The organism is Streptomyces sp. AC512_CC834, from assembly GCF_019049325.1.
GTDB lineage: Bacteria > Actinomycetota > Actinomycetes > Streptomycetales > Streptomycetaceae > Streptomyces.
On sequence record NZ_JAGMUO010000007.1, the window covers coordinates 92565 to 118138 of the forward strand.

The 25574-nt window shown below is 71.3% G+C and carries 29 protein-coding genes; 19 read left to right on the plus strand and 10 right to left on the minus strand.

Translation table 11 applies throughout. From position 1 onward, the window contains the following. Positions 1–86 precede the first annotated feature (86 nt). Positions 87–1535 carry an NAD(P)H-quinone dehydrogenase gene (locus KUM40_RS00920; RefSeq protein ID WP_217161741.1) on the minus strand — a complete coding sequence of 483 codons (1449 nt, stop codon included), beginning with the start codon at positions 1533–1535 and terminating at the stop codon, positions 87–89. A gap of 85 nt (positions 1536–1620) precedes the next feature. On the opposite strand from KUM40_RS00920, the gene KUM40_RS00925 reads away from it, so the two are divergent. The 3 genes from KUM40_RS00925 to KUM40_RS00935 all read left to right on the plus strand — a co-directional run bounded on the left by KUM40_RS00925 (position 1621) and on the right by KUM40_RS00935 (position 4873). After that, complete coding sequence (locus KUM40_RS00925) at positions 1621–2058, plus strand: gamma-glutamylcyclotransferase (protein WP_217161743.1); 438 nt, start codon at positions 1621–1623, stop codon at positions 2056–2058. Positions 2059–2161: 103 nt separating this feature from the next. Continuing rightward, on the plus strand, positions 2162–2998 hold the full coding sequence (locus tag KUM40_RS00930) for a purine-nucleoside phosphorylase (RefSeq protein WP_217161746.1): 837 nt from the start codon (positions 2162–2164) through the stop codon (positions 2996–2998). A 210-nt stretch (positions 2999–3208) separates the two neighbouring features. Continuing rightward, complete coding sequence (locus KUM40_RS00935) at positions 3209–4873, plus strand: phospho-sugar mutase (protein WP_217161748.1); 1665 nt, start codon at positions 3209–3211, stop codon at positions 4871–4873. Positions 4874–5000: 127 nt separating this feature from the next. Here KUM40_RS00935 and KUM40_RS00940 read toward each other — a convergent pair whose 3' ends face one another. Beyond that, positions 5001–5669, minus strand: coding sequence for a PH domain-containing protein (locus tag KUM40_RS00940; protein ID WP_217161749.1), 669 nt, complete (start codon positions 5667–5669; stop codon positions 5001–5003). A gap of 112 nt (positions 5670–5781) precedes the next feature. Here KUM40_RS00940 and deoC point away from each other — a divergent pair, with 112 nt between their 5' ends. The 3 genes from deoC to KUM40_RS00955 are packed head-to-tail and all read left to right on the plus strand — an operon-like array spanning position 5782 to position 9156. Then, positions 5782–6792, plus strand: coding sequence for a deoxyribose-phosphate aldolase (gene deoC / locus KUM40_RS00945; protein ID WP_217161853.1), 1011 nt, complete (start codon positions 5782–5784; stop codon positions 6790–6792). Between the two features lie 5 nt (positions 6793–6797). Next, positions 6798–8264, plus strand: a complete 1467-nt coding sequence (locus KUM40_RS00950) for an aldehyde dehydrogenase family protein (protein ID WP_217161751.1) — start codon at positions 6798–6800, stop codon at positions 8262–8264. Next, on the plus strand, positions 8257–9156 hold the full coding sequence (locus KUM40_RS00955; RefSeq protein ID WP_217161753.1) for an aldehyde dehydrogenase family protein: 900 nt from the start codon (positions 8257–8259) through the stop codon (positions 9154–9156). The genes KUM40_RS00950 and KUM40_RS00955 overlap by 8 nt, the downstream gene beginning before the upstream one ends. Before the next feature lie 84 nt (positions 9157–9240). Here KUM40_RS00955 and KUM40_RS40930 read toward each other — a convergent pair whose 3' ends face one another. Both KUM40_RS40930 and KUM40_RS00960 read right to left on the minus strand, forming a co-directional pair. Beyond that, on the minus strand, positions 9241–9645 hold the full coding sequence (locus tag KUM40_RS40930) for a DUF6087 family protein (RefSeq protein ID WP_308401025.1): 405 nt from the start codon (positions 9643–9645) through the stop codon (positions 9241–9243). A 371-nt stretch (positions 9646–10016) separates the two neighbouring features. Next, the gene (locus tag KUM40_RS00960) at positions 10017–10301 is read right to left on the minus strand and encodes a hypothetical protein (protein ID WP_217161859.1); all 285 of its coding nucleotides are present in this window, start codon (positions 10299–10301) and stop codon (positions 10017–10019) included. Between the two features lie 204 nt (positions 10302–10505). Here KUM40_RS00960 and KUM40_RS00965 point away from each other — a divergent pair, with 204 nt between their 5' ends. From KUM40_RS00965 to KUM40_RS00980, 4 genes are all read left to right on the plus strand, one after another. Beyond that, positions 10506–11357, plus strand: a complete 852-nt coding sequence (locus KUM40_RS00965) for a helix-turn-helix transcriptional regulator (protein WP_217161755.1) — start codon at positions 10506–10508, stop codon at positions 11355–11357. Further along, positions 11336–11545 (plus strand): DUF397 domain-containing protein, encoded by a 210-nt coding sequence (locus KUM40_RS00970; RefSeq protein ID WP_217161757.1) that lies wholly within the window; start codon positions 11336–11338, stop codon positions 11543–11545. Before KUM40_RS00965 ends, KUM40_RS00970 begins: the two co-directional genes overlap by 22 nt. 165 nt (positions 11546–11710) lie before the next feature. Further along, positions 11711–11965 (plus strand): type II toxin-antitoxin system Phd/YefM family antitoxin, encoded by a 255-nt coding sequence (locus tag KUM40_RS00975; protein WP_217161759.1) that lies wholly within the window; start codon positions 11711–11713, stop codon positions 11963–11965. Then, entirely contained in the window at positions 11962–12213 is a 252-nt protein-coding gene (locus tag KUM40_RS00980) for a type II toxin-antitoxin system RelE/ParE family toxin (protein WP_217161761.1), read from the plus strand. The genes KUM40_RS00975 and KUM40_RS00980 overlap by 4 nt, the downstream gene beginning before the upstream one ends. A 69-nt stretch (positions 12214–12282) precedes the next feature. Here KUM40_RS00980 and KUM40_RS00985 read toward each other — a convergent pair whose 3' ends face one another. Then, positions 12283–12696, minus strand: coding sequence for a hypothetical protein (locus KUM40_RS00985; RefSeq protein ID WP_217161762.1), 414 nt, complete (start codon positions 12694–12696; stop codon positions 12283–12285). A 159-nt stretch (positions 12697–12855) separates the two neighbouring features. On the opposite strand from KUM40_RS00985, the gene KUM40_RS00990 reads away from it, so the two are divergent. Continuing rightward, entirely contained in the window at positions 12856–13491 is a 636-nt protein-coding gene (locus tag KUM40_RS00990; RefSeq protein ID WP_308401027.1) for a uridine kinase, read from the plus strand. A 111-nt stretch (positions 13492–13602) separates the two neighbouring features. On the opposite strand, the gene KUM40_RS00995 is transcribed toward KUM40_RS00990, so the two are convergent. Next, a complete protein-coding gene (locus tag KUM40_RS00995) occupies positions 13603–14508 on the minus strand; it encodes an NADP-dependent oxidoreductase (RefSeq protein ID WP_217161764.1) in 906 nt (301 codons plus the stop codon). Between the two features lie 116 nt (positions 14509–14624). Here KUM40_RS00995 and KUM40_RS01000 point away from each other — a divergent pair, with 116 nt between their 5' ends. Continuing rightward, positions 14625–15005 (plus strand): MerR family transcriptional regulator, encoded by a 381-nt coding sequence (locus tag KUM40_RS01000; protein ID WP_217161766.1) that lies wholly within the window; start codon positions 14625–14627, stop codon positions 15003–15005. 281 nt (positions 15006–15286) lie between these two features. Here the strand turns inward: KUM40_RS01000 and KUM40_RS01005 are convergent, their stop codons facing one another. After that, on the minus strand, positions 15287–16036 hold the full coding sequence (locus KUM40_RS01005) for a SigE family RNA polymerase sigma factor (RefSeq protein ID WP_217161768.1): 750 nt from the start codon (positions 16034–16036) through the stop codon (positions 15287–15289). Between the two features lie 270 nt (positions 16037–16306). Here KUM40_RS01005 and afsQ1 point away from each other — a divergent pair, with 270 nt between their 5' ends. The 5 genes from afsQ1 (at position 16307) to KUM40_RS01030 (ending at position 20196) form a co-directional block, all read left to right on the plus strand. Further along, positions 16307–16984 carry a two-component system response regulator AfsQ1 gene (gene afsQ1, locus KUM40_RS01010; RefSeq protein ID WP_003974066.1) on the plus strand — a complete coding sequence of 226 codons (678 nt, stop codon included), beginning with the start codon at positions 16307–16309 and terminating at the stop codon, positions 16982–16984. Next, positions 16981–18576 (plus strand): HAMP domain-containing sensor histidine kinase, encoded by a 1596-nt coding sequence (locus KUM40_RS01015; protein ID WP_217161770.1) that lies wholly within the window; start codon positions 16981–16983, stop codon positions 18574–18576. Before afsQ1 ends, KUM40_RS01015 begins: the two co-directional genes overlap by 4 nt. Then, the gene (locus KUM40_RS01020) at positions 18576–19187 is read left to right on the plus strand and encodes a hypothetical protein (RefSeq protein ID WP_217161772.1); all 612 of its coding nucleotides are present in this window, start codon (positions 18576–18578) and stop codon (positions 19185–19187) included. Before KUM40_RS01015 ends, KUM40_RS01020 begins: the two co-directional genes overlap by 1 nt. Before the next feature lie 158 nt (positions 19188–19345). Further along, complete coding sequence (locus KUM40_RS01025; RefSeq protein WP_217161774.1) at positions 19346–19897, plus strand: VanZ family protein; 552 nt, start codon at positions 19346–19348, stop codon at positions 19895–19897. A gap of 95 nt (positions 19898–19992) precedes the next feature. After that, on the plus strand, positions 19993–20196 hold the full coding sequence (locus KUM40_RS01030) for a PspC domain-containing protein (RefSeq protein ID WP_217161776.1): 204 nt from the start codon (positions 19993–19995) through the stop codon (positions 20194–20196). Positions 20197–20291: 95 nt separating this feature from the next. Here KUM40_RS01030 and KUM40_RS01035 read toward each other — a convergent pair whose 3' ends face one another. Together KUM40_RS01035 and KUM40_RS01040 are read right to left on the minus strand one after the other, a co-directional pair. Then, positions 20292–20660: an ATP-binding protein gene (locus KUM40_RS01035; RefSeq protein WP_217161778.1), complete on the minus strand. Its 369-nt coding sequence runs from the start codon at positions 20658–20660 to the stop codon at positions 20292–20294. Positions 20661–20800: 140 nt separating this feature from the next. Next, positions 20801–22018: an adenosine deaminase gene (locus KUM40_RS01040; RefSeq protein ID WP_217161780.1), complete on the minus strand. Its 1218-nt coding sequence runs from the start codon at positions 22016–22018 to the stop codon at positions 20801–20803. A 191-nt stretch (positions 22019–22209) separates the two neighbouring features. On the opposite strand from KUM40_RS01040, the gene KUM40_RS01045 reads away from it, so the two are divergent. Continuing rightward, positions 22210–22971 (plus strand): alpha/beta fold hydrolase, encoded by a 762-nt coding sequence (locus KUM40_RS01045; RefSeq protein ID WP_217161782.1) that lies wholly within the window; start codon positions 22210–22212, stop codon positions 22969–22971. A gap of 162 nt (positions 22972–23133) precedes the next feature. On the opposite strand, the gene KUM40_RS01050 is transcribed toward KUM40_RS01045, so the two are convergent. Beyond that, on the minus strand, positions 23134–24087 hold the full coding sequence (locus tag KUM40_RS01050) for a LysR family transcriptional regulator (RefSeq protein ID WP_217161784.1): 954 nt from the start codon (positions 24085–24087) through the stop codon (positions 23134–23136). 63 nt (positions 24088–24150) lie between these two features. Here KUM40_RS01050 and KUM40_RS01055 point away from each other — a divergent pair, with 63 nt between their 5' ends. Beyond that, the gene (locus KUM40_RS01055) at positions 24151–25473 is read left to right on the plus strand and encodes an MFS transporter (RefSeq protein WP_217161786.1); all 1323 of its coding nucleotides are present in this window, start codon (positions 24151–24153) and stop codon (positions 25471–25473) included. The last annotated feature ends 101 nt before the right edge of the window (positions 25474–25574 follow it).

Consider the following 25574-nt stretch of genomic DNA (forward strand, 5'->3'; position numbering starts at 1 on the left):
CGCACCCAGTCCGGCCACCTATGCCACTCGCAAGCTCCGCAACTCCCCGTGACCAGCGGGGAGTCAATTCAAGCCGCCCGCGGGCGCTATCCCTCGCCGCCGGCCTTCCGGGTGTGCAACTGCCGTGCCACCTCCGCGATCGACCCGGAGAGGGAGGGATACACGGTGAAGGTGTTGGCGATCTGCTCGACCGTCAGGTTGTTGTCGACGGCGATCGAGATGGGGTGGATCAGCTCGGAGGCACGCGGCGCCACCACGACGCCGCCGACGACGATCTCGGTGCCGGGCCGGCAGAGGATCTTGACGAAGCCGTCCCGGATGCCCTGCATCTTGGCGCGCGGGTTGCGCAGCAGCGGCAGCTTCACCACGCGGGCGTCGATCTTGCCGCCGTCGACGTCGGCCTGCGAGTAGCCGACGGTGGCGATCTCGGGGTCGGTGAAGACGTTGGACGAGACGGTCTTCAGGTTCAGCGGGGTGACGGCATCGCCCAGGAAGTGGTACATGGCGATCCGCCCCTGCATGGCCGCCACCGAGGCGAGGGCGAACACGCCCGTGACGTCACCGGCGGCGTACACACCGGGGGCCGAGGTCCGGGAGACCCGGTCGGTCCGGATGTGCCCGGAGTCCTTGAGCCTGACCCCGGCCTCTTCGAGCCCCATCCCGTCGGTGTTGGGAATGGCGCCGACGGCCACCAGGCAGTGCGACCCGGTGATGACCCGCCCGTCCGACAGCGTCACCTCGACCCGGTCGCCCACCCGTTTGGCGGACTGGGCGCGGGACCGCGACATGACGTTCATACCGCGCCGCCGGAACACGTCCTCCAGCACGGCGGCGGCGTCGGGGTCCTCGCCGGGCAGCACCCGGTCCCGCGACGACACGAGCGTCACGCGCGACCCCAGGGCCTGATAGGCGCCGGCGAACTCGGCGCCGGTGACACCCGACCCCACCACGATGAGCTCCTCGGGCAACTCGTCGAGGTCGTACACCTGCGTCCAGTTCAGGATGCGCTCGCCGTCGGGGCGGGCGTCCGGCAGCTCCCGCGGATGCCCACCGGTGGCGATCAGCACGGCGTCCGCGGTGAGCGTCTCCTCGCTCCCGTCGGCGGCGCGCACGACCACCTTCCGGGACCCGTCGAGCCCCTGCATCCCCTCCAGCCGCCCGCGCCCGCGCATGACCCGCGCACCGGCGCGCGTCACGGAGGCTGTGATGTCGTGCGACTGCGCGAGCGCGAGCCGCTTGACCCGGCGGTTGACCTTCCCCAAATCCACGCCGACCACCCGGGCGGCCTGCTCCATGGGCGGGGTGTCGTCGGCGACGATGATCCCCAGCTCTTCGTAGGACGAATCGAAGGTGGTCATCACCTCGGCCGTCGCGATCAGAGTCTTGGACGGCACGCAGTCGGTCAGCACCGACGCCCCGCCCAGACCGTCGCAGTCGACGACGGTCACCTCCGCGCCGAGTTGAGCGGCCACCAGCGCCGCTTCGTATCCGCCGGGTCCGCCACCAATGATCACGATCCGAGTCACGTACTCCATTGTCCCGCACCCTCCGACGTGGAGCCGCCCGGGGGCACGTCTGTTACCGGAGTGACGCCGGGGCCCCTGCCGTACCCTTCCCCCCATGTCGCTCTACGCCGCTTATGCCGGCAACCTCGACGCGCGGTTGATGACCCGTCGCGCCCCGCACTCGCCGCTGCGCGCCACCGGCTGGCTGAACGGGTGGCGGCTGACCTTCGGGGGCGAGCACATGGGCTGGGAGGGCGCACTGGCCACTCTGGTGGAGGACCCGATCTCCCAGGTCTTCGTGGCGCTGTACGACGTCGCCCCGATGGACGAGGACTCCCTCGACCGCTGGGAGGGCGTGGGCATGGACATATACCGCCGCACGCGGGTACGGATCCACACCCTGGAGGGCGAGGAGGGTGCCTGGACCTACGTCCTGAACGCCTACGAGGGCGGCCTGCCCTCCGCCCGCTACCTGGGCGAGGTCGCGGACGCCGCCGAGTCGGCCGGCGCACCCCACGACTACGTGATGGAACTCCGCAAGCGTCCATGTTGAGCCGCGCTCTCGTTGGTCTCGTCAGAAGCACCAAACCAACAATCACCATCCCGTGACCTCTGTCATCTACGCGCGTAGGCGTAAACCGGATACCCTCATCGGCGTGAACGCATCTCTTCTTCCGGACGACATCCAGGGCGCCACCCCAGTTGACCCGGGGGCCGCCGCCGACGCCGCCGCGGCCCGCCTGCGCGAACTCACGGGCGCCGAGACCCACGACGTCGCCCTCGTGATGGGCTCCGGCTGGGCACCGGCCGTGGACGCCCTGGGCGCCCCCGAGGCCGATCTCCAGGTCACCGACCTGCCGGGCTTCCCCAAGCCCGCAGTGGAGGGCCACGGCGGCAGGATCCGCTCGTACTCCATCGGCGACAAGCGCGCGCTGGTCTTCCTGGGCCGCACCCACTACTACGAGGGTCACGGCGTCGCCGCGGTGTCCCACGGTGTCCGCACCGCGGTCGCCGCGGGCGCCAAGACGATCATCCTCACCAACGGCTGCGGCGGCCTGCGCGAGGGCATGCGCCCCGGCCAGCCGGTCCTGATCAGCGACCACATCAACCTCACCGCCACCTCCCCCGTCATCGGCGCCAATTTCGTCGACCTCACCGACCTGTACTCGCCGCGCCTGCGCGCCCTGTGCAAGGAGGTCGACCCCACGCTGGAGGAGGGCGTCTACGCCCAGTTCCCCGGCCCGCACTACGAGACCCCGGCCGAGATCCGCATGGCCCGCGTCATCGGGGCCGACCTGGTGGGCATGTCGACGGTCCTGGAGGCCATCGCCGCCCGCGAGGCCGGCGCGGAGGTCCTGGGCATCTCCCTGGTCACCAACCTCGCCGCGGGCATGACGGGCGAGCCCCTCAACCACGAGGAGGTCCTCCAGGCAGGCCGCGACTCCGCCGCGCGCATGGGGTCGCTGCTGACGCAGGTCCTGGGGCGGCTGTAGAGCGACGTACGGGCAGACGTACGGCAGACGTACGGCAGACGTACGGCCACTGGCCCGGCGTCGCCGGCTCACCCGGCGGGGTGCGGGCGCGGTGACCGGTGACGCGGGCCGGCGCTGGCCTGGTGCACCGCCGGAGGCACCCGCACAGGCGCCACAGGCGCCACAGGCAACCCGCACCCCACACAACCCGCACATGAGAGGCTGACCGACGTGCAAGACGACCTCCTCGCACGAGCCAAGGCATGGCTGGCCGAGGACCCCGACGCGGACACCCGCACGGAACTCGCCCGCCTCATCGACGCCGAGGACCACGCAGAGCTCACCGCACGCTTCTCCGGCACCCTCCAGTTCGGCACCGCGGGCCTGCGCGGTGAACTCGGCGCCGGCCCGATGCGCATGAACCGCGCAGTCGTCATCCGCGCCGCCGCCGGCCTCGCCGCGTACCTGAAGAAGCAGGGGACGCCCCACGGGGACGACACGGCCGGCCTCGTCGTCATCGGCTACGACGCCCGCCACAAGTCCGAGGACTTCGCCCGCGACACCGCCGCGGTCATGACGGGCGCCGGCCTCAGGGCGGCCGTACTCCCCCGCCCCCTCCCCACCCCCGTCCTCGCCTTCGCCATCCGGCACCTCGGCGCGGTCGCCGGCGTGGAGGTCACCGCCAGCCACAACCCGCCCCGCGACAACGGCTACAAGGTGTACCTCGGGGACGGCTCCCAGATCGTGCCCCCCGCCGACGCCGAGATCGCCGCGGAGATCGACGCCGTACGCTCACTGCACGACGTCCCCCGCCCCGAGACCGGCTCGCAGACCCTGGACGACTCCGTCCTCGACGCCTACCTCACCCGTACGGACGCGGTCCTCGCCGAAAACTCCCCCCGCACCGCCCGCACCGTCTACACCGCGATGCACGGCGTCGGCAAGGACACCCTCCTCGCCGCCTTCGCCCGAGCCGGTTTCCCCGAGCCCGTCCTCGTCACCGAGCAGGCCGACCCCGACCCGGACTTCCCCACCGTCGCCTTCCCCAACCCGGAAGAGCCCGGCGCGATGGACCTCGCCTTCGCGAAGGCCCGCGAGACGAACCCCGACCTGATCATCGCCAACGACCCGGACGCGGACCGCCTCGCCGTCGCCGTACGGGACGGCACCACAGGCACCACAGGCACCACCTATCGCATGCTCCGCGGCGACGAGGTCGGCGCCCTCCTCGCCGCCCACCTGGTCACCCGCGGAGCTGACGGCACGTTCGCGGAGTCGATCGTCTCGTCGTCCCTCCTCGGCCGCATCGCGGCGAAGGCCAACCTCCCCCACGTCGAAACCCTCACCGGGTTCAAGTGGATCGCCCGCGTGGAGAACATCCGCTACGGCTACGAGGAAGCGCTCGGCTACTGCGTCGACCCGGAGGGCGTCCGCGACAAGGACGGCATCACCGCCGCCCTCCTGATCACAGAACTGGCGTCCACCCTCAAAGAAGACGACCGCACCCTCCTCGACCTCCTCGACGACATCGCCGTGGAGCACGGCCTGCACGCCACCGACCAGCTCTCGGTCCGCGTCGAGGACCTGTCCCTCATCGCCGCCGCGATGCGTCGCCTGCGCGAACAGCCGCCCACCCGCCTCGCGGGTCTGCCCGTCACGAACGCGGAGGACCTCACCCGGGGCACGGACACGCTGCCGCCCACGGACGGCCTGCGCTACACGCTCGACGGCGCCCGGGTCGTCGTCCGCCCGAGCGGCACGGAGCCCAAGCTGAAGTGCTACCTGGAGGTGGTCGTCCCGGTCGCGGCGCACGCCGACCTCCCGGCGGCCCGAGCGACGGCGACGGACCTCCTGACGGCCCTCAAGCGCGACCTCTCGACGGCAGCCGGCATCTGACCACACCGGCCGTGTTTGGACAGTCTGTCCCGGCAGAAGCGCCACTTCGACGGCGTGTCGCCGGGACACACTGTCCAATCATGAGCCCCGGGGGCACGCCCAACGGGCACGCGCCTCCGGCCCACGCTCACCCGATCCCGAGCAGCACCGCCAGCGCGACCGCCCCGATCGCCGTCGGCACGACGATCTCGTACGCCCACCGCACCGTCACCTCGCCCTGCGAGGTCTCGGCGGCCTTCCGCGTCTCCAGCAGCTCGCGCAACTCGTCCATGATCTTGTCGCCCTCGGCCCGCACGGGCCCGTCCGCCTCGACGGAGGCGGACCCGGCGCCGCCGAGCACGCCCCCGCGCCCGCGGCCACCGCCTGCGGCCCGCCGGTCCTCCCGTCGCGCGGCCCTCTTGCGGCCGCGCAGCGAGACGGGGATGGACCACAGTTGGTACTTGTCGCCGGACTCGGCGAAGACCTCGTTGGAGTACGCGGACCGGAACGAGTCGACCTGCCCCCAGGGCAGCACGATCACGCGGAAGGGATTGCGCACGCGCAGCCGGTCGTCCCCCGCGAAGACGGCGGGCCGCACGGTGTAGGCGGCGACGAGCGGCACGAGGAACACCAGCGCCGCGAGCGCCTTCCAGGGCGTGCTCCCCTCGCCCGCGACGACGGCGTCGATGCCGAGCCAGAGGCCGAGGGCAAGCAGCAGAGCGCCCCCGACGATGCCCGCGGGCGAGCGGTAGACCCGGTCCTTGGACACGGGTGCCGACGGCTGCGGCGATGGTGACTGGGGCTCCGGGGTCGTCATGCTGCCGATTGTGCCCGACCGCACCGGGGATGCTCACAGGCGGTGCCGGTCCGCGGAACAAGCGCGGGGGCTGTACAGCCGCTACGCGCGTAGATATGCTCGCCTGGTGACCATGCCCACCTCTGCATCCGCCGCACCCGCTGAAACCGTCGCAGCCGCCGCGACCACTGCGTCCGCCGCGTCCGCCCACGGGCTCACGGACGTCACCGCGTCCGACAGCACGCTGCGCCGCTTCCTCCACGGGCTGCCCGGCGTCGACACGGTCGGCCTGGAGGCGCGCGCCGCCTCGCTCGGCACCCGTTCCATCAAGACCACCGCGAAGGCGTACGCCCTCGACCTCGCCATCTCGATGGTCGACCTGACGACGCTGGAAGGCGCGGACACCCCGGGCAAGGTCCGGGCGCTCGGCGCGAAGGCGGTCCGCCCCGACCCGACCGACCGCACGGCCCCTGCCGCGGCGGCCGTCTGCGTCTACCCCGACATGGTGCCCACCGCGAAGGAGGCGGTGGCAGGCTCCGGCGTGCAGGTCGCCTCGGTGGCCACGGCCTTCCCGGCGGGCCGCGCCTCGCTTGCCGTCAAGCTGGCCGACGTGCGCGAGGCCGTGACGGCGGGCGCGGACGAGGTCGACATGGTCATCGACCGCGGTGCGTTCCTCGCGGGGCACTATATGAAGGTGTACGACGAGATCACCGCCGTACGAGAGGCCTGCGGCACGTCCGCCCGCCTGAAGGTCATCTTCGAGACGGGCGAGCTGTCGACGTACGACAACATCCGCCGCGCGAGCTGGCTCGGCATGCTGGCGGGCGCCGACTTCATCAAGACGTCCACCGGCAAGGTCGCGGTGAACGCGACCCCGTCCAACACCCTCCTGATGCTGGAGGCGGTCCGCGACTTCCGCGCGCAGACCGGCGTCCAGGTCGGCGTGAAGCCCGCTGGCGGCATCCGCACCGCCAAGGACGCGATCAAGTTCCTGGTCCTGGTCAACGAGACCGCGGGCGAGGACTGGCTGGACAACCACTGGTTCCGCTTCGGCGCCTCCTCGCTGCTGAACGATCTGCTGATGCAGCGCCAGAAGCTGGCCACCGGCCGTTACAGCGGCCCCGACTACGTGACGGTGGACTGATCACCATGGCACCCGCATCCGCACCCGCATCCCCATCCGCATCCGCGTTCGAGTACGCCCCGGCGCCCGAGTCCCGCGCCGTCGTCGACATCGCCGCGTCCTACGGCCTGTTCATCGACGGCGAGTTCACCGAGGCGGCCGACGGCAAGGTCTTCAAGACGGTCTCCCCGTCCACCGAGGAGGTCCTCTCCGAGGTCGCCGAGGCCGGTGAGGCGGACGTCGACCGCGCGGTGAAGGCCGCCCGCAAGGCGTTCGAAAAGTGGTCGGCGCTCCCCGGCCCGGAGCGCGCGAAGTACCTCTTCCGCATCGCCCGCATCATCCAGGAACGCAGCCGCGAGCTGGCCGTCCTCGAAACCCTCGACAACGGCAAGCCGATCAGGGAGACCCGAGACGCGGACCTCCCCCTGGTCGCCGCGCACTTCTTCTACTACGCGGGCTGGGCCGACAAGCTCGACCACGCCGGCTTCGGAGCGAACCCGCGCCCCCTCGGCGTAGCGGGCCAGGTCATCCCCTGGAACTTCCCCCTCCTGATGCTGGCGTGGAAGATCGCCCCAGCCCTCGCCACCGGCAACACGGTGGTCCTGAAGCCCGCCGAGACGACCCCTCTCTCCGCCCTGTTCTTCGCGGACATCTGCCGCCAGGCCGGGCTCCCCAAGGGCGTCGTCAACATCATCACCGGCGACGGCCGCACCGGCGCCGCGCTGACCGCCCACCCGGACGTGAACAAGGTCGCCTTCACCGGCTCCACGGCCGTCGGCAAGCAGATCGCGCGCACGGTCGCGGGCACCCGCAAGAAGCTGACCCTCGAACTGGGCGGCAAGGGGGCCAACATCGTCTTCGACGACGCCCCGATCGACCAGGCCGTAGAGGGCATCGTCAGCGGCATCTTCTTCAACCAGGGCCAGGTCTGCTGCGCGGGCTCGCGCCTCCTGGTCCAGGAGTCGATCCACGACGAGCTGCTCGACTCCCTCAAGCGCCGCCTGTCCACCCTGCGCCTGGGCGACCCCATGGACAAGAACACCGACATCGGCGCGATCAACTCCGCCGAGCAACTGGCACGCATCACGGCCCTCGCCGACCAGGGCGAGGCGGAGGGCGCCGAACGCTGGTCCCCGGCCTGCGAACTCCCCTCCTCCGGCTACTGGTTCGCCCCGACGCTCTTCACGAACGTCACCCAGGCGCACACGGTCGCCCGCGACGAGATCTTCGGCCCGGTCCTGTCCGTCCTCACCTTCCGTACGCCGGACGAGGCGGTCGCCAAGGCCAACAACACTCCGTACGGCCTGTCGGCGGGCATCTGGACGGAGAAGGGCTCGCGCATCCTGGCGGTCGCGAACAAGCTCCGCGCGGGCGTGATCTGGTCCAACACGTTCAACAAGTTCGACCCGACGTCGCCGTTCGGCGGCTACAAGGAGTCGGGCTTCGGCCGCGAGGGCGGCCGCCACGGCCTGGAGGCGTACCTCGATGTCTGAGCGACTCAGTGTCCTGAAGACCTACAAGCTGTACGTCGGCGGGAAGTTCCCGCGTTCCGAGAGCGGCCGGGTGTACGAGGTGACCGACGCAAAGGGCAAGTGGCTGGCGAACGCCCCCCTCTCCTCCCGCAAGGACGCCCGTGACGCGGTGGTCGCCGCGCGCAAGGCGTTCGGCGGCTGGTCCGGCGCGACGGCGTACAACCGCGGCCAGATCCTCTACCGCGTCGCCGAGATGCTGGAGGGCCGCCGCGACCAGTACGTCGCGGAGGTCGCCGACGCGGAGGGCCTGTCGAAGTCGAAGGCGGCGGCGCAGGTGGACGCCGCGATCGACCGCTGGGTCTGGTACGCGGGCTGGACCGACAAGATCGCCCAGGTGGTCGGCGGCGGCAACCCGGTCGCGGGCCCGTTCTTCAACCTCTCCTCCCCGGAGCCGACGGGCGTCGTCACGGTCCTCGCCCCGCAGGAGTCGTCCTTCCTGGGCCTGGTCTCGGTGATCGCCCCGGTGATCGCGACGGGCAACACGGCGGTCGTGATCGCATCGGAGCGGTCCCCCCTGCCCGCCCTCTCCCTCGGCGAGGTCCTGGCCACCTCCGACCTCCCCGGCGGCGTGGTCAACATCCTCTCCGGCCGCACGGCGGAGATCGCCACCCCGCTGGCCTCCCACCAGGACGTCAACGCGATCGACCTCGCGGGTGCCGACGAGACCCTGGCCAAGGAGCTGGAGATCGCGGCGGCCGACAACCTCAAGCGCGTCCTGCGTCCACAGCCTGTGGACAACGCGAACGCGGACTGGTCCGCGACCCCGGGCACCGACCGCATGACGGCGTTCCTGGAGACCAAGACGGTCTGGCACCCGACGGGCGCGCTGGGCGCGTCCGGCTCGTCCTACTGACCAACCCCACCGTCACTCAACGCCAACCCCACCAATCGGGCCGCGGCTCCCCTCCGTCCGGGGGAGCCGCGGCCTTCTCAGACTTCACCAGGCGCCTTCACCCGGACCCGGACGGCCCGGCTTGCGGTGCCGACCCCGCCCGGCCTGGAGCGGCTGCGGCCGGGGCACCGCAGCGGTCGGCGGCTCGTCGCCGTTCGGGTACAGGAGGCGCCGAGCCTCAGCGAGATTCGCCGCGTATCCGTGCGGCTCCCAGGCGTACCCGTTCCACCGCTGGATCACGCGGGGCGCTTCGGGGTTGAGGTGTGAGCCCTGCGGGCCGTCGCCGACCAACAGCAGTACAGCCCGGAGGCGTCCGATCTTCGCGTCGCGGCGGGTACCGACGCCCCCGCGTTGGTGTTCTCGACGGCCGTCCGGGTCTCCTTCATCACGACCGTCGAGACAACCCCCTCCCCCAAAAACGTGAACACTTGGCTCCCAACTGTCCTCCACCCGCTCACGTGAGCGCCTCCATGACAAAACGCTCCCAAGTGTTCACGCTTTTCCGACCAATCCCCTCAGCGCAGAAGATGATGCGGTCGTAAGCGACGCCCTCTGATCGGGCCGGAGTGCTCGGGCGAGCGCACGGGCCGTGGCCACGTTGCAGCGCCCCAGGTCGACCAACGCGAGCGGAGCGGACCCCGCGCACGAGACGGCGTCGAGCCCGAGAGACGGCAAGGTCACCCCCGCCGCCCTGAGCGCGTCACGCAGGTCCTCACACGCCCGTTCGGCGTCTCCCACCTTGTCCATGACCGTCCGTCTCCTGCCTGTCGTCGCCATGCCTGCGTCCGCCCGTACCGGGCCGCCCACGAGGACGTAAAGCGTCAGAGAACCTCCCCTCTGCTACGGGCGTTCGCGCTCGCCACCCGCGCCCACATCAGGGCCTCCGCCTGCTCCCGGACGTTCAGCGGGCGCACGTCACGGGGCCGTGCCGTCCATTCGGTGCCGCCGCCCTCGGGACGCAGCCACACGGCCCCGTCCTGGTGGTCCATGACGATCCCGCGCTTCTCCCGCCGTACGTCGTGGGCGAGCCGGCCGATCGGAAGCCGGGTCGCCTCCAGTTCGGGGCGGCCCGGGCGGGGCGCTTCCCACTGCTTCTCACTGTTCACGCCCCCAGCGTCACGGTGGACGTCGGCGGTCCACCAGGGTGACGGCGTTCCGAACCGGGTTGCGGAACGGCCGCCACCTGCACGTTCTCACCATTCGCATCCACACTGTCACCTACCGCGACTACCGTTGGCAGATGTCCCGTTCCCTTCAGGGACACGGAACGGTCCGTCGGCACGGCACACGGCAAGGGAGCACCCACCACCATGACCCAGCCCGCCCGGGACCTCGAACCCGCCCGCTCCGCCCGCGACCTGTACGGCGTCGAGCTGCGCCGCCAACGCCAGCTCGCCGAACTGTCGTTGGAGCGGCTGTCGGACATCGTCAACTACAGCAAGACGCACCTGCACGGCGTGGAGACGGGGGAACGGCTTCCACTGCCGCCGATCTCGGAGAAGCTGGACGTGGCCTTCGGGACGGGAGCGTTGTTCCAGGGGTTGTGGGGGGCGGTGAAGCGGGAGCACACGCCGAGGCGGTTCGATCACTGCCTGGAGCTGGAGGCTCGGGCGGCGCGGATTCAGGAATTCGGTGCGAGCCTCGTCCCTGGCCTGCTTCAGACAGAGGCGTACATGCGCGCGCTGTTCACCGCGGGGGAAGCGGGGATGAGCCCAAGGGAGATCGACGGCCTCGTGGCGGACCGCCTGGGCCGCCAGGAGATCCTGCGACGGGACTGCCCACCGGACTTCTGGTGGATCCTCGGCGAAGCGGCGCTACGACAGGTCGTAGGCAGTCCAGCGGTAATGCGCGGGCAACTCGCGGCGCTGCTGCCACTGGTCACCACACGCCACTCGACCATCCAGGTAAGCCCGTTCGAGGCGGATGCGTGCGCCTTGATGAGCGGCACCCTCATCCTGCTGACCCTCCCGGACAACTCGACCACCATGTACCAGGAAGGCGCCGGGTACTACGGGGAAGTCATCGACGACCGGGAAGCCGTCACGCGGCACGTGCGAGAGTACGATCTGAAGAAAGCCTGCGCCCTCTCACCACGGGAGTCCGCAGCGCTGATCGAGACAATGTTGGAGAAGTGCGAGCCATGCGAGTCACCCGGGACCTGAGCACCGCCCGCTGGCGCAAGTCCTCGTACAGCGACGGCCAGCAGGGCGGCGCTTGCGTCGAGGTCTGCGACGACTTCCCCGGCATCATCCCCGTCCGCGACAGCAAGAACACCGACGGCCCCGTCGTGACGCTCACCGCCCAGGCCTGGGTCCCGTTCACCAACGGCCTCAAGGACGACTCGCTGTAACTCCGATCCACGGATACGGGCCGTGGAAGTGTTCCGGACGCTCATACGGAACGAGCGCCCCGTATTCCCGGCGCAGCCGTCACTCGTTCACCAGACATGACTGCATCACATCTCGACACCGCCCCGGAATTGACCACAAGATTGCTCTTGAGTAACCATGTGGGCATGACCGAGATCGCCATCAGTGCCGCCCGCTCCCAGCTCGGCGACCTCGTGCGCCGCGCCGCTCACGGCCGCGAGACCATCGCCCTCACCGACCACGGGCACGTCGCCGCCCTTCTTGTGTCGCCTCAGGTGATAGAGGATCTGGAGGACGCACTGGCAGTGGCCGACTACCAGCGGCGCAAGGCGGAGGGGACCCTCGGAGAAGGCATCCCCATGGCCGAGGTGCGGAGGCGGCTGGGGCTTGAGCAGAAGTGACCTACGAGATCATCTTCGAACCGCAGGCCCTGAACGCCGCTGCCCGGTTTCTGAAGGACGACGCAAACGGCCTTGCCCTGGTGCTGGACACCGTCGACAAGCTGGCGGACGACCCCCGCCCCGCGGGTTCGGTTCCGTACGGATCAGCCGACCTCCGTCGACTGCACATCGGTGAATACCGGGTTCTGTACGCCATCGACCATGACGTCATTCGCATCCTGGTGACCCACCTCGGCCGGACAGCCTGAACCACGCGCACCGACCAAAGGGCCGCGACCTCCCGCTCGGAGATCGCGGCCCGAGGTGCGCCGAGTGCGTCAGCGCAGTAGTTCCGTAACCTGCCCCACCACCGGCACCGCGCCCAGCGACTGCGCCTGCGCGACCGGCCCCGTCAGGGCCGTCGAGGTCAGCGGCTGGAAGTCGGCGACCTTGGTGCCGACGCCGTTGTCCAGCGGGTCGACGCCGGTGCCGGCCAGCGGGTTGGGCTTGAGGTCGGCGACCGGGCCGGTGACGTAGCCGACGGTGCCGGTCAGGGCCGCCAGGCCGGCCTGCGGGTCGATGTTGCCCAGCGAGGTGGGACGGGTGTGGGCCAGGCCGGCGATCGTTTCGCCGCTGTCCGCCGAAGCCGTCGCCGCTCCTGCGGCCAGGGCGGCACCGGCGGTCGCGAGGACGACCAGGGCTCGCTGGGCGCGCTGTGCGTGCGGTGTGCGGGGGGACGCGTGTCGGGCCATCGCTACTGCCACCTCTTGGTGTGGATTGCTACGGACTGCCCTGATAACAGTGCGCACCGTGATCAGGTCACCGCGCAGCGCGATCCAGATGAGACGCACACTGCAAAGTCGACCCTGGGGGGGTCGCAGCGGCCGTTCGATGCCGCAGACTGGTGTCCCGTGAGCTCCCATCCGCCCATACCGACGCGAGTCGTGCTGCTCTGCGGCCCCTCCGGCTCCGGCAAGTCCCTCCTCGCCGCGCGCTCCGGCCTCCCGGTGCTGCGCCTCGACGACTTCTACAAGGAGGGCACCGACCCGACGCTGCCGACGGTGCCCGCGAGTTCCGACATCGACTGGGACCACCCGGCGTCGTGGGACGCGGACGCGGCGGTCGCCGCCATCCAGGAGCTGTGCCGCACGGGGCGTACCGACGTGCCCGTCTACGACATCTCGCTGAGTGCCCGCACCGGCGAGGAGACCGTCGACATCGGGCGGACGCCGCTGTTCCTCGCGGAGGGGATCTTCGCCGCCGAACTGGTGGACCGCTGCCGGGAACTGGGCGTACTGGCCGACGCGCTGTGCCTGAGCCGGGGCCCGCTGACGACCTTCCGCCGCCGGTTCCTGCGGGATGTGCGCGAGAGCCGCAAGTCGGTGCCGTTCCTGCTGCGCAGGGGCTGGCGGCTGATGCGGCAGGAGCGGTCACTCATCGCCCGGCAGACGGCCCTGGGCGCGCACGCCTGCGACCGGGACGAGGCCATGGGCCGCCTGGCCGCCGCGGCGGCGGGCCGGTGCGCCACGGCCCGTACAGCGGCCTAGAGGCGCATGCCGGCGACCTTGCGGCGTTCCGGAGCCCTCTGTGCGAGGCGCCACCACTCGCCGCCCGGCCGGGGCTGACTCCGCCGCCGCGGTGTACGGCAGCAGTTGGGATCAGATGGTGACCACGATCTTTCCCCGGACGTGTCCGCGCTCGGAGTGCGCGTGGGCCTGCGCGATCTCCTCCAGGGGGTAGGTCTGTTCGATGCGGGGCACGTAGCGGCCCTGCTCGCCGAGGGCGCCCGCTTCGGCCAGGAGCGTGGAGTCGTTGACCGCGTTGGCCAACCGGACGCCCAGACCCTGCGCGTTCACAAAGTCGGCGACCGTCACCACGCGGTCCGGGTCGCCGGCGATCTCGACGAGATCGGCCAGGGAGCCGGAAGCGGCGGCATCGAGGACGAGGTCGACCCCGTTCGGGGCCAGGCCGGCGAGACGTTCCGCGAGGCCCGCACCGTAGGTGACGGGAAGGGCGCCCAGGGAGGTGAGATACGCGTGGTTGCGCTCACTGGCCGTCCCGATCACGGTGGCCCCCAGAGCGCGGGCGATCTCGACCGCCGCGCCGCCGACTCCTCCGGCAGCCCCCTCGATCAGCAGGGTGCGGCCCTCCAGCCGGCCGAGCGCCTTGAGTCCGCCCAGCGCCGTCACGGACGCCAGGCCGGCCGCGGCAGCCTCCTCGTCGCTCCAGTTGGCGGGGGCGGGAGCCCAGGCCGAGAGGACCGCCAGCTCGGCCGTCGCGCCCGTCACTCCGCCCAGGCCGAAGACGCGGTCCCCGATGGCGGCCGAGCTGACCCCATCGCCGATCCGGTCCACCAGACCCACGACGTCGCGTCCCGGGATCGCCGGCAGATCGACGGTGAGGAAGTCGCGCACCGATCCGTTGCGCACCTTCCAGTCGACGGGGTTGACGCTCGCCGCCGCGACACGGACGCGGATCTCTCCGGGGCCGGGCAGCGGGTCCGGGGCCTGCTCGACGACGAGGGTGTCCGTGCCGCCGTACTCGTGGTAGCGGGCTGCGCGCATGATGACCTGCCTTGTTCGTCTGGACGGCTTGGTATGCCTTGACGTCGACTACGCTAAAACCTGACGTTGACGTGAGGTGCAAGTCGAGGCGTCAGCCGGGAGAGGGAGGAGGACGCGTGCGGATCGGTGAGGTGGCCCACCAGGCCGGGGTGAGCGTGAGGGCTCTGCGCTACTACGAGGAGCGGGACCTGTTGCAGGCCGAGCGAAGCTCCGGCGGGCAGCGTCAGTATCCGGGCTCTGCTGTCGACCGGGTGCGGCTGATCCAGCAGTTGTTCGCCGCCGGGCTGCCGAGCAGGTCTGTGCGGGAGGTGCTGCGAAGCGTGTACTCCGGCACGGTGGCGCCGGGCCTGCTCGATCAGTTGGAGGGCGAGCGCGCGCGGATCAGCGGACGGATCACCGAACTCCTCGCCGCGCGTGACCGGCTCGACGGCGTGATCACCACCACCCGCAATCCTCCACCCGAGTGCGCCCACGCACTCAGAGCGACGGATGGATGAGAGCCGCTCGTGCACTCTGCCCGCGATCCCGCCTTCCGTGCCCCATGGGCATCGCCTTCGGCGGTCGACACGAAAGAGCGGGACTGGATGGACCCCCCGGCCCTCCAGTCCCGCTCCCTTTCCACTCCCCCGTGGATCCCCCGTGATCCCCGTGTCCCCCGTGTTTCCCCCGTGGTGCTTCCCCGTGAGTAAGAGTCCGGCCCGGCCCCCGTGATACACCCGGGCTCGAACTTTTTTCGCGGGGCCCCCACCCCTCGGGCCCGCCTTCTCGGCCCGTACCTTCAGGCGACCAGTTCGCCGAAGGCGTCCTCCCGGTCACGGCCGAAGCTGAGGACCTCGTCCTCGCGCAGCCGGCGGAGCGACCGCCAGATGCTGGACTTCACCGTGCCGACACTGATGTCGAGGATGTCCGCGATCTCCGGGTCCGTGCGGCCCTCGTAGTAGCGCAGGACCAGCATGGTGCGCTGGAGCTCGGGCAGCCGGGCCAGCGCCTGCCACAGGACCGTACGCAGTTCGGTGCCGCGCATCGCGTCCATGTTGCCGGGCGTCTCCGGCAGTTCCTCGGTCGGGTACTCGTTGAGCTTGCGGCGCCGCCAGGCGCTGATGTGCAGGTTGGTCATGGTGCGGCGGAGGTAGCCGCCGACCGCCGCCTTGTCACTGATCCGGTCCCACGCCCGGTAGGTCGAGAACAGCGCGCTCTGCAGCAGGTCCTCGGCCTCGAAGCGGTCGCCGGTGAGGTGGTAGGCGGTGGCGTACAGGGAGGAGCGCCGCTCCTGGACGTAGGCGGTGAACTCCGCCTCCGACAGGGAAGGGCGCTCCCCCTGAACCTCCGTGTCCCCCGTGACCCCCGTGTTCCCCGTTTCCCCCGTCTGCGCGTCAACCACCGTCATGTACGCGGTGTGCTGACGCCCGGTGCCGCGAGCGCACCCCCGCCCGCTCACGGCACCGGACTTCTCGGAACCCCGGTGTGCGTGCACGTCGTGCAGACGCGTGACCACTGCGCTGGTGTTGATGCCCTGCAGCGTGTTCATCTCGCGCCTCCCGTCGTGGACTTCCGGTGTTCGGTCTGCCGTACTGCGACTTGCCGTGGTGCGACCTGCTGTGGTGCGACTTGCTGTGTTGCTTGTGACGAAAAGCTTGCCCCGGCGACTTCATGGCCGTGTCCGCCGACTGTCACAGGGCTGTCACAGGGGTCCCGTCACCGCTGGACCACCGTTCCTTCACAGGGTCCGGCGGCATCGTCCGGCCCCATCCGCACCCACAGGTCGAACACCACCCCCTCCATGGGCCAGAATGAGCGCGTGCCTTCCCTGTTGCTGATCGAGGACGACGACGCCATCCGTACGGCCCTGGAGCTCTCTCTGACCCGCCAGGGCCACCGGGTGGCCACCGCTGCCAGTGGTGAGGACGGTCTGAAGCTTCTGCGCGAGCAGCGGCCGGACCTGATCGTGCTGGACGTGATGCTGCCCGGCATCGACGGTTTCGAGGTGTGCCGTCGTATCCGGCGCACCGACCAGTTGCCGATCATCCTGCTGACCGCGCGCAACGACGACATCGACGTGGTCGTCGGTCTCGAGTCGGGCGCCGACGACTACGTCGTCAAACCCGTCCAGGGCCGGGTGCTTGACGCCCGGATCCGGGCCGTGCTGCGGCGCGGGGAACGGGAGTCCACCGACTCGGCGAGCTTCGGCAGCCTGGTCATCGACCGTTCGGCGATGACCGTGACGAAGAACGGCGAGGACCTCCAGCTCACGCCGACCGAGCTGCGGCTGCTGCTGGAGCTGAGCCGGCGGCCGGGGCAGGCGCTGTCCCGGCAGCAGTTGCTGCGGCTGGTGTGGGAGCACGACTACCTCGGTGACTCCCGGCTGGTGGACGCCTGCGTGCAGCGGCTGCGCGCCAAGGTCGAGGACGTGCCGTCGTCCCCGACCCTGATCCGTACCGTGCGGGGTGTCGGCTACCGGCTGGATCCGCCTCAGTGACGAAGGAACACCAGGGGAGTACCCGCGGCTGGGCCGCGGCTCGCAAGGGAGTCTGGTCCTGGCTGCGCTTCACCAGCCTGCGCCTCAGGCTGGTCCTCGTCTTCGGTCTGGTCGCGCTCACCGCCGCCGTGTCCGCGTCCGGCATCGCGTACTGGCTGAACCGGGAGGCGGTGCTCACCCGCACCCAGGACGCGGTGCTGCGCGACTTCGAGCAGGAGATGCAGAACCGGGCGGGCGCGCTGCCCGAGCACCCCACGCAGGACGAGTTGCAGCACACGGCGGGGCAGATGGCCAACAGCAGCCAGCGGTTCAGCGTGCTGCTGGTCGCCGAGGACGCCGACGGCGGCTCCGTGTACGGCAGCTCCGGCGGCCTGGGCGGCTTCGCGCTGTCCGACGTGCCCGAGTCGCTGCGCACGGCGGTGAACAAGGAGCAGAAGGCCACCTCGGCCAACAAGCACCCGTACCACCTGTACTGGCAGCGGATCACCGACGACGACACCCCGTACCTGGTGGCCGGCACGAAGGTGATCGGCGGCGGGCCGACGGGCTACATGCTCAAGTCACTGGAACCGGAGGCCAAGGACCTGAACTCGCTCGCCTGGTCGCTGGGGATCGCCACCGCACTCGCCCTGCTCGGTTCCGCACTGCTCGCACAGGCCCTGGCGACGACCGTGCTGAAGCCCGTGCACCGGCTCGGGGTCGCGGCACGGCGCCTGGGCGAGGGGAAACTGGACACCCGGCTGCGGGTGTCCGGCACCGACGAACTGGCCGATCTGTCCCGGACGTTCAACAGCGCCGCCGAGGCGCTGGAGAAGCGGGTCGCTGACATGGCGGGACGGGAGCAGGCGTCCCGGCGCTTCGTCGCGGACATGAGCCATGAGCTGCGGACACCGCTGACGGCGATCACCGCCGTGACGGAGGTGCTGGAGGACGAGCTGCAGTTCGAGGGCGAGGGCGGGAGTTTCGACCCGATGGTCGAGCCCGCCGTACGGCTGGTGGTCAGCGAGACGCGGCGGCTGAACGACCTCGTGGAGAACCTGATGGAGGTCACCCGCTTCGACGCGGGCACCGCCCGGCTGGTCCTGGACGACGTCGACGTCGCCGACCAGATCACCGCCTGCATCGACGCCCGCGCCTGGCTGGACGCCGTCGACCTGGACGCCGAGCGGGGCATCCACGCCCGGCTTGACCCGCGGCGCCTGGACGTGATCCTCGCCAACCTGATCGGCAACGCGCTCAAGCACGGCGGGTCGCCGGTCAGGGTGTCGGTGTCGCGGGCCGACGACGAGGTCGTCATCCAGGTGCGGGACAACGGGCCCGGCATCCCCGAGGACGTCCTGCCGCACGTCTTCGACCGTTTCTACAAGGCGAGCGCCTCCCGGCCGCGCTCCGAGGGCAGCGGGCTCGGCCTGTCCATCGCCCTGGAGAACGCGCACATCCACGGCGGTGGGATCACCGCCGCGAACTCCCCGGAGGGTGGTGCGGTGTTCACGCTGCGGCTGCCGCAGGACCCGTCCCCGGCCGCCGACGAGGACGGCGAGGACACCGAAGACACCGAGCACCAGGGCAAGGACGCGAAGGGACAGGTCTGATGACCGTACGCCGGCTGCCGGCCCTCTCCGGGCTCGTGGCACTGGCCGCACTGCTGGCCGGGTGCGGCATCCGCGCCACGGAGGTGCCCACGGACTACGGTCCCGCGCCCTCGCGGGTGCGCTGCTCGCTCGCCGAGCCGGACGTGTCGACGCGGGCCACGCCCGGTCTGCCGGCGCAGGTGTTCCTGCTGTGCGGCTCGTCGCTGGTGGCCGTGGACCGCACGGTGCGGGTGCCGGACGGCGCGTCGGACTCCGGGCGGCGGGTCCAGGTGGCCCAGGGGCTGCTGAACGAGCTGGCCGAGCAGCCGTCGGCCGCGGAGAAGGAGGCCGGGTACACGTCGGACGTGCGCCGCGGGATCACCGTGACCGGCCCGCGCTCCGGCGACCCCGAGGACACGCTGCGGCTGAGTACCGATCCCGACGACCTCACGTCGTACGCCCTCGCCCAGGTCGTGTGCACCTTCTCCGACTCGGCCGCGGCCGAGGGCGACGGGTCCGTCGTCCTGGCCGGTCCCACCGACCGGTCCGCCCGCCGTTACGCCTGTACGGACGAGGTCCGGGCCCGGCCCGGCAGCAACGAACCGCCGGCCTCCGAGGTCGGCGGCGACTGAAGGAGGCTGACCCGACGGCCGGCGGCAGGGTTCGCAGGCGTGTCCCGGGTGCGGCGCGGGGGTCGTGTGGCGGCCACGTGGGGGCCATGTGGCGCAAGCCTCACCCTTGCGTGTGAGAGGCCGGAACCGCGCGCGGCGAAGGGCGCGTCTAGGGGGACGTGCAGCGTCATGGGTTCCTCGGCGGCAGCGCCGCGCTCCGCATCCGTGTGACAGGAAGTGTTCTCCTGGTCGCACATCTCGCGTTCGTCGCCTGGTACACGCTGCGGCCACTGGACGTTCCCTGGGTGCTGCCTCCCAACCTGCAGCCGTTCGCCGGGATCCGCGCCGACCTGGCGCTGGGCCGGCCCGAGGCGGTGCGGTCGCTGGGTGGGGCGCTCGCCCTGCTGGCGCCGCTCGGCGTGCTGCTGCCGATGGCCGGCGGGCGGCTGGCCGTGTCGCCGCTGGCCTCCCTGCTGCGCACCATGGCCGCGGGCGCCCTGCTGTCGCTGGGCATCGAGCTGCTGCAGACCGGGGTGCCCGGTCAGGTCGTCGACGTGGACTCGGTGCTGCTGAACACGCTGGGCGTGGCCCTGGTGCACCTCGCCGTCGTTCCGGCGGGCCGGGTCCGGCTCCGCCGCAGGTACCGGCGGGACGGTGCGGCGGGCGTCCTCCAGGAGGAGCCCGGTCAGGGTCGGACCCCGACGATTCCCAGGGTCGGTATCGCACCGTAGAGCGACGCTTTGTTCCGTTCGTCTCCGTAGCGTGGAGGGCAGATGAAGGGGAAGCCGGAGGGCAGCCCCACCCACACGCTCACGAAGGAGCCGCGATGTCCCGCCTCGCCCGCCCCACCAACGGCCGCATGATCGGCGGAGTGTGCGCCGCGCTGGCCCGGCGCTTCGGCACCTCCACCACCACGATGCGGGTGATCTTCGTGGTCTCCTGCCTGCTGCCCGGCCCGCAGTTCCTGCTCTACCTGGCCCTGTGGATCCTGCTCCCGTCCGAGGAGAAGGCCGCCCGCACGGCCTGGTGACGCACGCACACGTACCTCCCCCCTCTGGTACGCCGACGGGGCGCACCCGGTCTCGCCGGGTGCGCCCCGTCGGCGCGTGGGGAGGGTGGCGCGGGTCAGCCGCCGAGCGGGAGGCCGTTGACCGGCAGGCCCTGCGTGGGCAGCCCCTGCACCGGCACTCCGCCGAGCAGCTTGGCGACCGGCTCGGTCGGGCCCTCGGCGAGCTGCTCGGCGACGACCTGCTCGACGACCGGCTGCGCGACGGTCAGACCGGTGTGGGAGATCTTGCGGCCCTGCTCCAGCACGTTTCCGGCGCCGGGCGCCACCTGGGAGACGGTCTCCGCGGGGAGGGTGCGGGTGACGGAGTCCACCGTCTGCGCGGCGTCCGGCAGCTCGGGGGCCGCGGTGGCCGCGCCCGCGCCGGCGGCGGCGAAGGCGGCACCGAGGGCGGCGACACCGAGGGTCTTGGCAGCAGACTGCTTCATGAAAATGCGTCCTCGTAATGGGGTGACGGGGATGTGAGCGGTCCTTGACCGTAAACACGCGGCACCCCCCGCGGCAAACATCGAAATGCGGACGGATGGTGAATGCCCGTCCGCGTTTCCGTACTACTGTCGGCTCCCGATCAAGCCTCGTTCTTCGAAGAACCGCTGGTCGAAGCGGTCTGCTGGAACAGCCATTCGGACTTCAGCTCCGCATATCCGGGCTTGATCACGTCATTGATCATGGCCAGTCGTTCATCGAAAGGAATGAACGCTGATTTCATCGCATTGACGGAGAACCACTGCATGTCGTCGAGCGTGTAACCGAACGCCTCGACAAGATGCTCGAATTCCCGGCTCATGCTGGTGTGGGACATCAGCCGGTTGTCAGTGTTGACGGTGGCCCGGAAGTGCAGCCGGCGCAGCAGTCCGATGGGGTGCTCGGCGTAGGAGTCCGCGGCGCCCGTCTGGAGGTTGGAGCTGGGGCACAGCTCCAGCGGGATCCGCTTGTCCCGGACGTAGGAGGCGAGCCGGCCGAGCTTGACCGAGCCGTCGTCGTGGACCTGGATGTCGTCGATGATGCGCACACCGTGCCCGAGCCGGTCGGCGCCGCACCACTGGAGGGCCTGCCAGATGGACGGCAGCCCGAAGGCCTCACCGGCGTGGATGGTGAAGTGGTTGTTCTCCCGCTTGAGGTACTCGAAGGCGTCCAGGTGCCGGGTGGGCGGGTACCCGGCCTCGGCGCCCGCGATGTCGAATCCGACGACTCCCCCGCCGCCGACGTCCAGGTCGCGGTAGCGGTTGGCGAGTTCGGCGATCTCCAGCGAGCGGGCGGCGTGCCGCATCGCGGTGAGCAGGGCGCCGACGCGGATGCGGTGGCCGTTGTCCCGCGCGCGCCGCTCGCCCTCCCGGAACCCCGCGTTGACGGCCTCGACGACCTCTTCGAGGGTCAGCCCCTTCTCGAGGTGCTGCTCGGGGGCGTACCGCACCTCGGCGTAGACGACGCCGTCCTCGGCGAGGTCCTCGGCACACTCGGCGGCGACCCGGACCAGGGCCTCGCGGGTCTGCATGACGCCGACGGTGTGGGAGAAGGTCTCCAGGTACCGCTCGAGCGAGCCGGAGTCGGCGGCCTGCCGGAACCAGGTGCCGAGCAGGTCGGGGTCGGTCTCGGGGAGGTCCGGGTAGCCGGTCTCGCGGGCGAGTTCGACGACCGTGCCGGGACGCAGTCCGCCGTCGAGATGGTCGTGCAGCAGCACCTTCGGCGCCCGGCGGATCCGGTCCGGCGTCGGTGTCCTCACGGCCGTCGCGTTGTTCGTCGCCGCGCTCTTCGCCGTGCCCTTCGCTGCACTCTGACTCGTCATTTCCGCACTCTAACTCCTACGCGCGTAGAACACCGGGCGAACGCCCGGACCGGGCCATGCGGACGGAACGCGGACGGAACGCGGGCGGCCTGCGGGCGGAATGCGGGGGTCGCGGTGTACGGACGAGCCGATATGTAACGGTGACTGCGCGGACAGGTGGCGTACACACCGTCTTCTGAGAATGTTCTGCCATGGCACAGCAAGCGACGCCGGTCCGTCGGGCCCGGCTGGGGCGGACGCTCGGTCCGGAGGGGACGGCGGTGAGCGGGGTGGTGCTGCTGCTCCCCGGGGGTGACGAGATCTCCGGACGCAGGCCCTCTCCGCTGCTCGCGACCGCGTCCGTACGGACGTTGGGGCGCCGGCTGGCGCGCGCGGGGCGGGGCGAGGGTCTGGCCACGCACGTCGTGCACTACCGCTACCGAGGCTGGAACGGCGCCGAGGCCCACCTCGCCCAGGACGCCGAATGGGCCGCCGACGAGGTAGTACGGCGCTACGGCGACGTTCCCGTCTGCCTGGCCGGTGTCGACATGGGCGGGCGGGCGGCGTTGCGCGCGGCGGGGCACGAGGCCGTCAACTCGGTGCTGGCGATCGCTCCTTGGCTGCCGGAGGAGGACGTGGCCGCGCCACCCGAACCGGTGAAGCAGCTCGCCGGGCGGCAGGTGCTGATCGTGCACGGCACGAACGACGAGCGCAGCGACCCGGAGCTGTCGTTCCGGCTGGCTTCCCGGGCGAAGAAGGCGAACCGCGCCGTGTGCCGTTTCGAGGTGCACTCCGACGGCCACGGGCTGCGCCAGTACCGGGGCGAAGTGGCCGCGCTGGCCGAGGACTTCGTGCTGGGCGTGCTGTTCGGGCAGTCCTTCTCGCGCCCGGTGGAGGACGCCCTGGCCGCTCCGCCGCCGCTGGGGCTGCGGATGCCGCTGGCGGTGGGGTTCGGGAAGTCGTTGCGGCGCTGAGCCCTCCCGTGCCGGGGGACGCTGTTGGCGAAGTGATTGGACGGTTTGTCCCGCCGACACGCCGCCGACACGCCGCCGAAGTGGCGCTTCTGCCGGGACAGACTGTCCACACACCGACACACCGACACACCCACACACCGGTCTTCGGCAGCAGGCCGCACGTCACTTGGGCAGCAGGCTCCCCCTGCGCGACAGCAGGAACTGTTTGAACGCCGCCACGGGTGGCGTGTCCGTGCGGCCCGCCAGCCAGGCCACGCCGATCTCGCGGGCGGCGCGCGGGGCCGTGACCGTCAGTTCGACCACCCCGGGGCGGGGCACGGCGGGCGGCGGCAGCAGGGCGACGCCGAGACCGGCCGCGACCAGGCCGCGCAGCGTCTCCGCCTCCTCGCCCTCGAAGGCGACCCTGGGCCGGAAACCGGCCTCCTTGCACAGGGCGTCGGTGATGCGGCGCAGGCCGTAGCCGGGCTCCAGGGTCACGAAGATCTCGTCGGCGGCCTCGGCGAGGCGGATGCGCCTGCGGCCGGCCAGGGAGTGGTCGGCCGGGACGACCAGGCGCAGCCTCTGCTCGTCCAGGCGGCGGGCGACCAGGTCCGGCGCGTCCGGTACCGGGGAGGTCAGGCAGAGGTCGAGTTCACCGGCGCGCAGGCGTTCCAGCATGGCCTCGCCGTAGTTCTGGACGAGGCTGAAGCGGACGCGGGGGTGGTCGGCGCGGAAGGCGTGCAGGAGGCCGGGGACGGTTTCGGCGCCCATGGTGTGCAGGAAGCCGAAGGCGACCTTGCCGGTGGCCGGGTCGGCGTCGGCGCGGACCTCGTCGGCGGCGCGCTCGACCTCGGCGAGGGCGCGTTCGACGGAGCCGAGGAAGGTGCGTCCGGCGACGGTCAGCGCGAGGGTGCGGCCGCGGCGCACGAACAGGTCGACGCCGAGGTCCTCTTCGAGGCGTACGAGGGCGCGGGAGAGGGTCGACTGGGGGACGTTCATCTCCTGGGCGGCCCGGGTGACGTGCTCGGTGCGGGCCACACCGGCGAAGTGCGCGAGGCGGGGCGCGAGCAGCGCGACGATGTCTTCTGTGTCACCGGAGGGTGACAGGCGGGGCCGTGAGCTTGACTGATGCACCATGGGAACGATTATGGCCATTCCATGCATTGGACGGATGAGTAAGGGGCTTCGTACCTTCGTGGCATGACTCCCGCCGATACCGGGGCGTCCCCGGTCGTGGACGCCACCTCCACCGCAGTCTCCGTCTCTGTCTCCGACCCCGACTCCGGCTCCGACTCCGACTCGCGCATGGCCCCGGGCGGCCCCGGCTACCGCCGGATGAGTCTCGCGCTGTTCCTGGCGGGCGTCGCGACCTTCGCGCTCCTGTACTCCACGCAGGCCCTGCTGCCGCTGATCTCGGGCGACATGGGCGTCACGGCGAGCGACGCGAGCTGGACGGTGGCCGCCGCGACCGGGGGCCTCGCGGTGTTCGTGCTGCCGATGAGCGCGCTGTCGGAGCGTTTCGGACGGCGTACGGTCATGACGGCCTCGCTGGCGGTCGCGGTGACCGTCGGCCTGCTGGTGCCCTTCGCCCCGTCGCTGCCGGCGCTGGTCGCGCTGCGGGCGGTGCAGGGCGCGGCGCTCGCCGGGCTGCCGGCCTCGGCGACGGCGTACCTCGCGGAGGAGGTGCGGCCGCGGGCGCTGGTCACCGCGATCGGCCTGTTCGTGGCGGGCAACAGCGTGGGCGGGATGAGCGGCCGGGTCATCACCGGGTGGGTCGCCCAGGAGTGGGGCTGGCGGATCGCCGTCGGTGTCATCGGCCTCCTGGCGGTGGCGTGCGCGGTGGCCTTCCGGCTGCTGCTGCCGGCGCCGAGGCACTTCACGCCGGGCTCACTGCGTCCGCGGGTCTTGGTCCGCACGGTCCGCGACCACCTCGCCAACCCGCTGCTGCGCCGCCTGTACGCGATCGGCGCGCTGTTCATGACGGTGTTCGGCGGCGTCTACACGGTGATCGGCTACCGCCTGACGGAGGCGCCGTTCTCGCTGTCCCAGGGCCTCATCGGCTCGATCTTCCTGGTCTACCTGGTCGGTACGGTCTCGTCGGCGACCGCGGGCCGCCTGGTGGGCCGCCTCGGCCGTCGCGGGGCGCTCTACCTGGGCGGCGGTACGACGGCGGCGGGGCTGCTGCTGTCCCTGGCGCCGTCCCTGCCGCTGGTCCTGCTGGGCCTGGTGCTGATCACGGCGGGCTTCTTCGCCGGGCACGCGGTGGCCTCCTCGGCGGTCGGCAAGACCGCCCAGCACGGCCGCGCCCAGGCCGCTGCGCTGTACCAGTCCGCCTACTACGTCGGCTCCAGCGCGGGCAGCACGGTGGGCGCGGTGGCCTTCCACTCCGGCGGCTGGGCCGGGACGGTCGGGGTGGGGGTGCTGGCGGTGCTGGGGGTCGTCGCGATCACGGTCTCCGGGTCGCTGGCCGCCCGCCGCCAGGCCGCCGGCTCCCCGGTGGGGGCTCTGGGCGTGCCCCGCTGACCTGCGCCTTTCTTGACTGCACAGGCCATTGTCAGTCGCCTGCGGTAGCTTCCGAAGTGCGAGGCGCGAAGACGCGCACGACGGCACGCCACAGGGGTGGG

Coding starts and splice junctions, on each gene's coding strand:
- KUM40_RS00920 (WP_217161741.1), bottom strand. CDS start 1,535: ATGGAGTACGTGACTCGGATCGTGATCATTGGTGGCGGACCCGGCGGA.
- KUM40_RS00925 (WP_217161743.1), top strand. CDS start 1,621: ATGTCGCTCTACGCCGCTTATGCCGGCAACCTCGACGCGCGGTTGATG.
- KUM40_RS00940 (WP_217161749.1), bottom strand. CDS start 5,669: ATGACGACCCCGGAGCCCCAGTCACCATCGCCGCAGCCGTCGGCACCC.
- deoC (WP_217161853.1), top strand. CDS start 5,782: ATGCCCACCTCTGCATCCGCCGCACCCGCTGAAACCGTCGCAGCCGCC.
- KUM40_RS00950 (WP_217161751.1), top strand. CDS start 6,798: ATGGCACCCGCATCCGCACCCGCATCCCCATCCGCATCCGCGTTCGAG.
- KUM40_RS00955 (WP_217161753.1), top strand. CDS start 8,257: ATGTCTGAGCGACTCAGTGTCCTGAAGACCTACAAGCTGTACGTCGGC.
- KUM40_RS00965 (WP_217161755.1), top strand. CDS start 10,506: ATGACCCAGCCCGCCCGGGACCTCGAACCCGCCCGCTCCGCCCGCGAC.
- KUM40_RS00970 (WP_217161757.1), top strand. CDS start 11,336: ATGCGAGTCACCCGGGACCTGAGCACCGCCCGCTGGCGCAAGTCCTCG.
- KUM40_RS00975 (WP_217161759.1), top strand. CDS start 11,711: ATGACCGAGATCGCCATCAGTGCCGCCCGCTCCCAGCTCGGCGACCTC.
- KUM40_RS00985 (WP_217161762.1), bottom strand. CDS start 12,696: ATGGCCCGACACGCGTCCCCCCGCACACCGCACGCACAGCGCGCCCAG.
- KUM40_RS00995 (WP_217161764.1), bottom strand. CDS start 14,508: ATGCGCGCAGCCCGCTACCACGAGTACGGCGGCACGGACACCCTCGTC.
- KUM40_RS01005 (WP_217161768.1), bottom strand. CDS start 16,036: ATGAACACGCTGCAGGGCATCAACACCAGCGCAGTGGTCACGCGTCTG.
- KUM40_RS01020 (WP_217161772.1), top strand. CDS start 18,576: ATGACCGTACGCCGGCTGCCGGCCCTCTCCGGGCTCGTGGCACTGGCC.
- KUM40_RS01030 (WP_217161776.1), top strand. CDS start 19,993: ATGTCCCGCCTCGCCCGCCCCACCAACGGCCGCATGATCGGCGGAGTG.
- KUM40_RS01035 (WP_217161778.1), bottom strand. CDS start 20,660: ATGAAGCAGTCTGCTGCCAAGACCCTCGGTGTCGCCGCCCTCGGTGCC.
- KUM40_RS01040 (WP_217161780.1), bottom strand. CDS start 22,018: ATGACGAGTCAGAGTGCAGCGAAGGGCACGGCGAAGAGCGCGGCGACG.
- KUM40_RS01045 (WP_217161782.1), top strand. CDS start 22,210: ATGGCACAGCAAGCGACGCCGGTCCGTCGGGCCCGGCTGGGGCGGACG.
- KUM40_RS01050 (WP_217161784.1), bottom strand. CDS start 24,087: ATGGTGCATCAGTCAAGCTCACGGCCCCGCCTGTCACCCTCCGGTGAC.
- KUM40_RS01055 (WP_217161786.1), top strand. CDS start 24,151: ATGACTCCCGCCGATACCGGGGCGTCCCCGGTCGTGGACGCCACCTCC.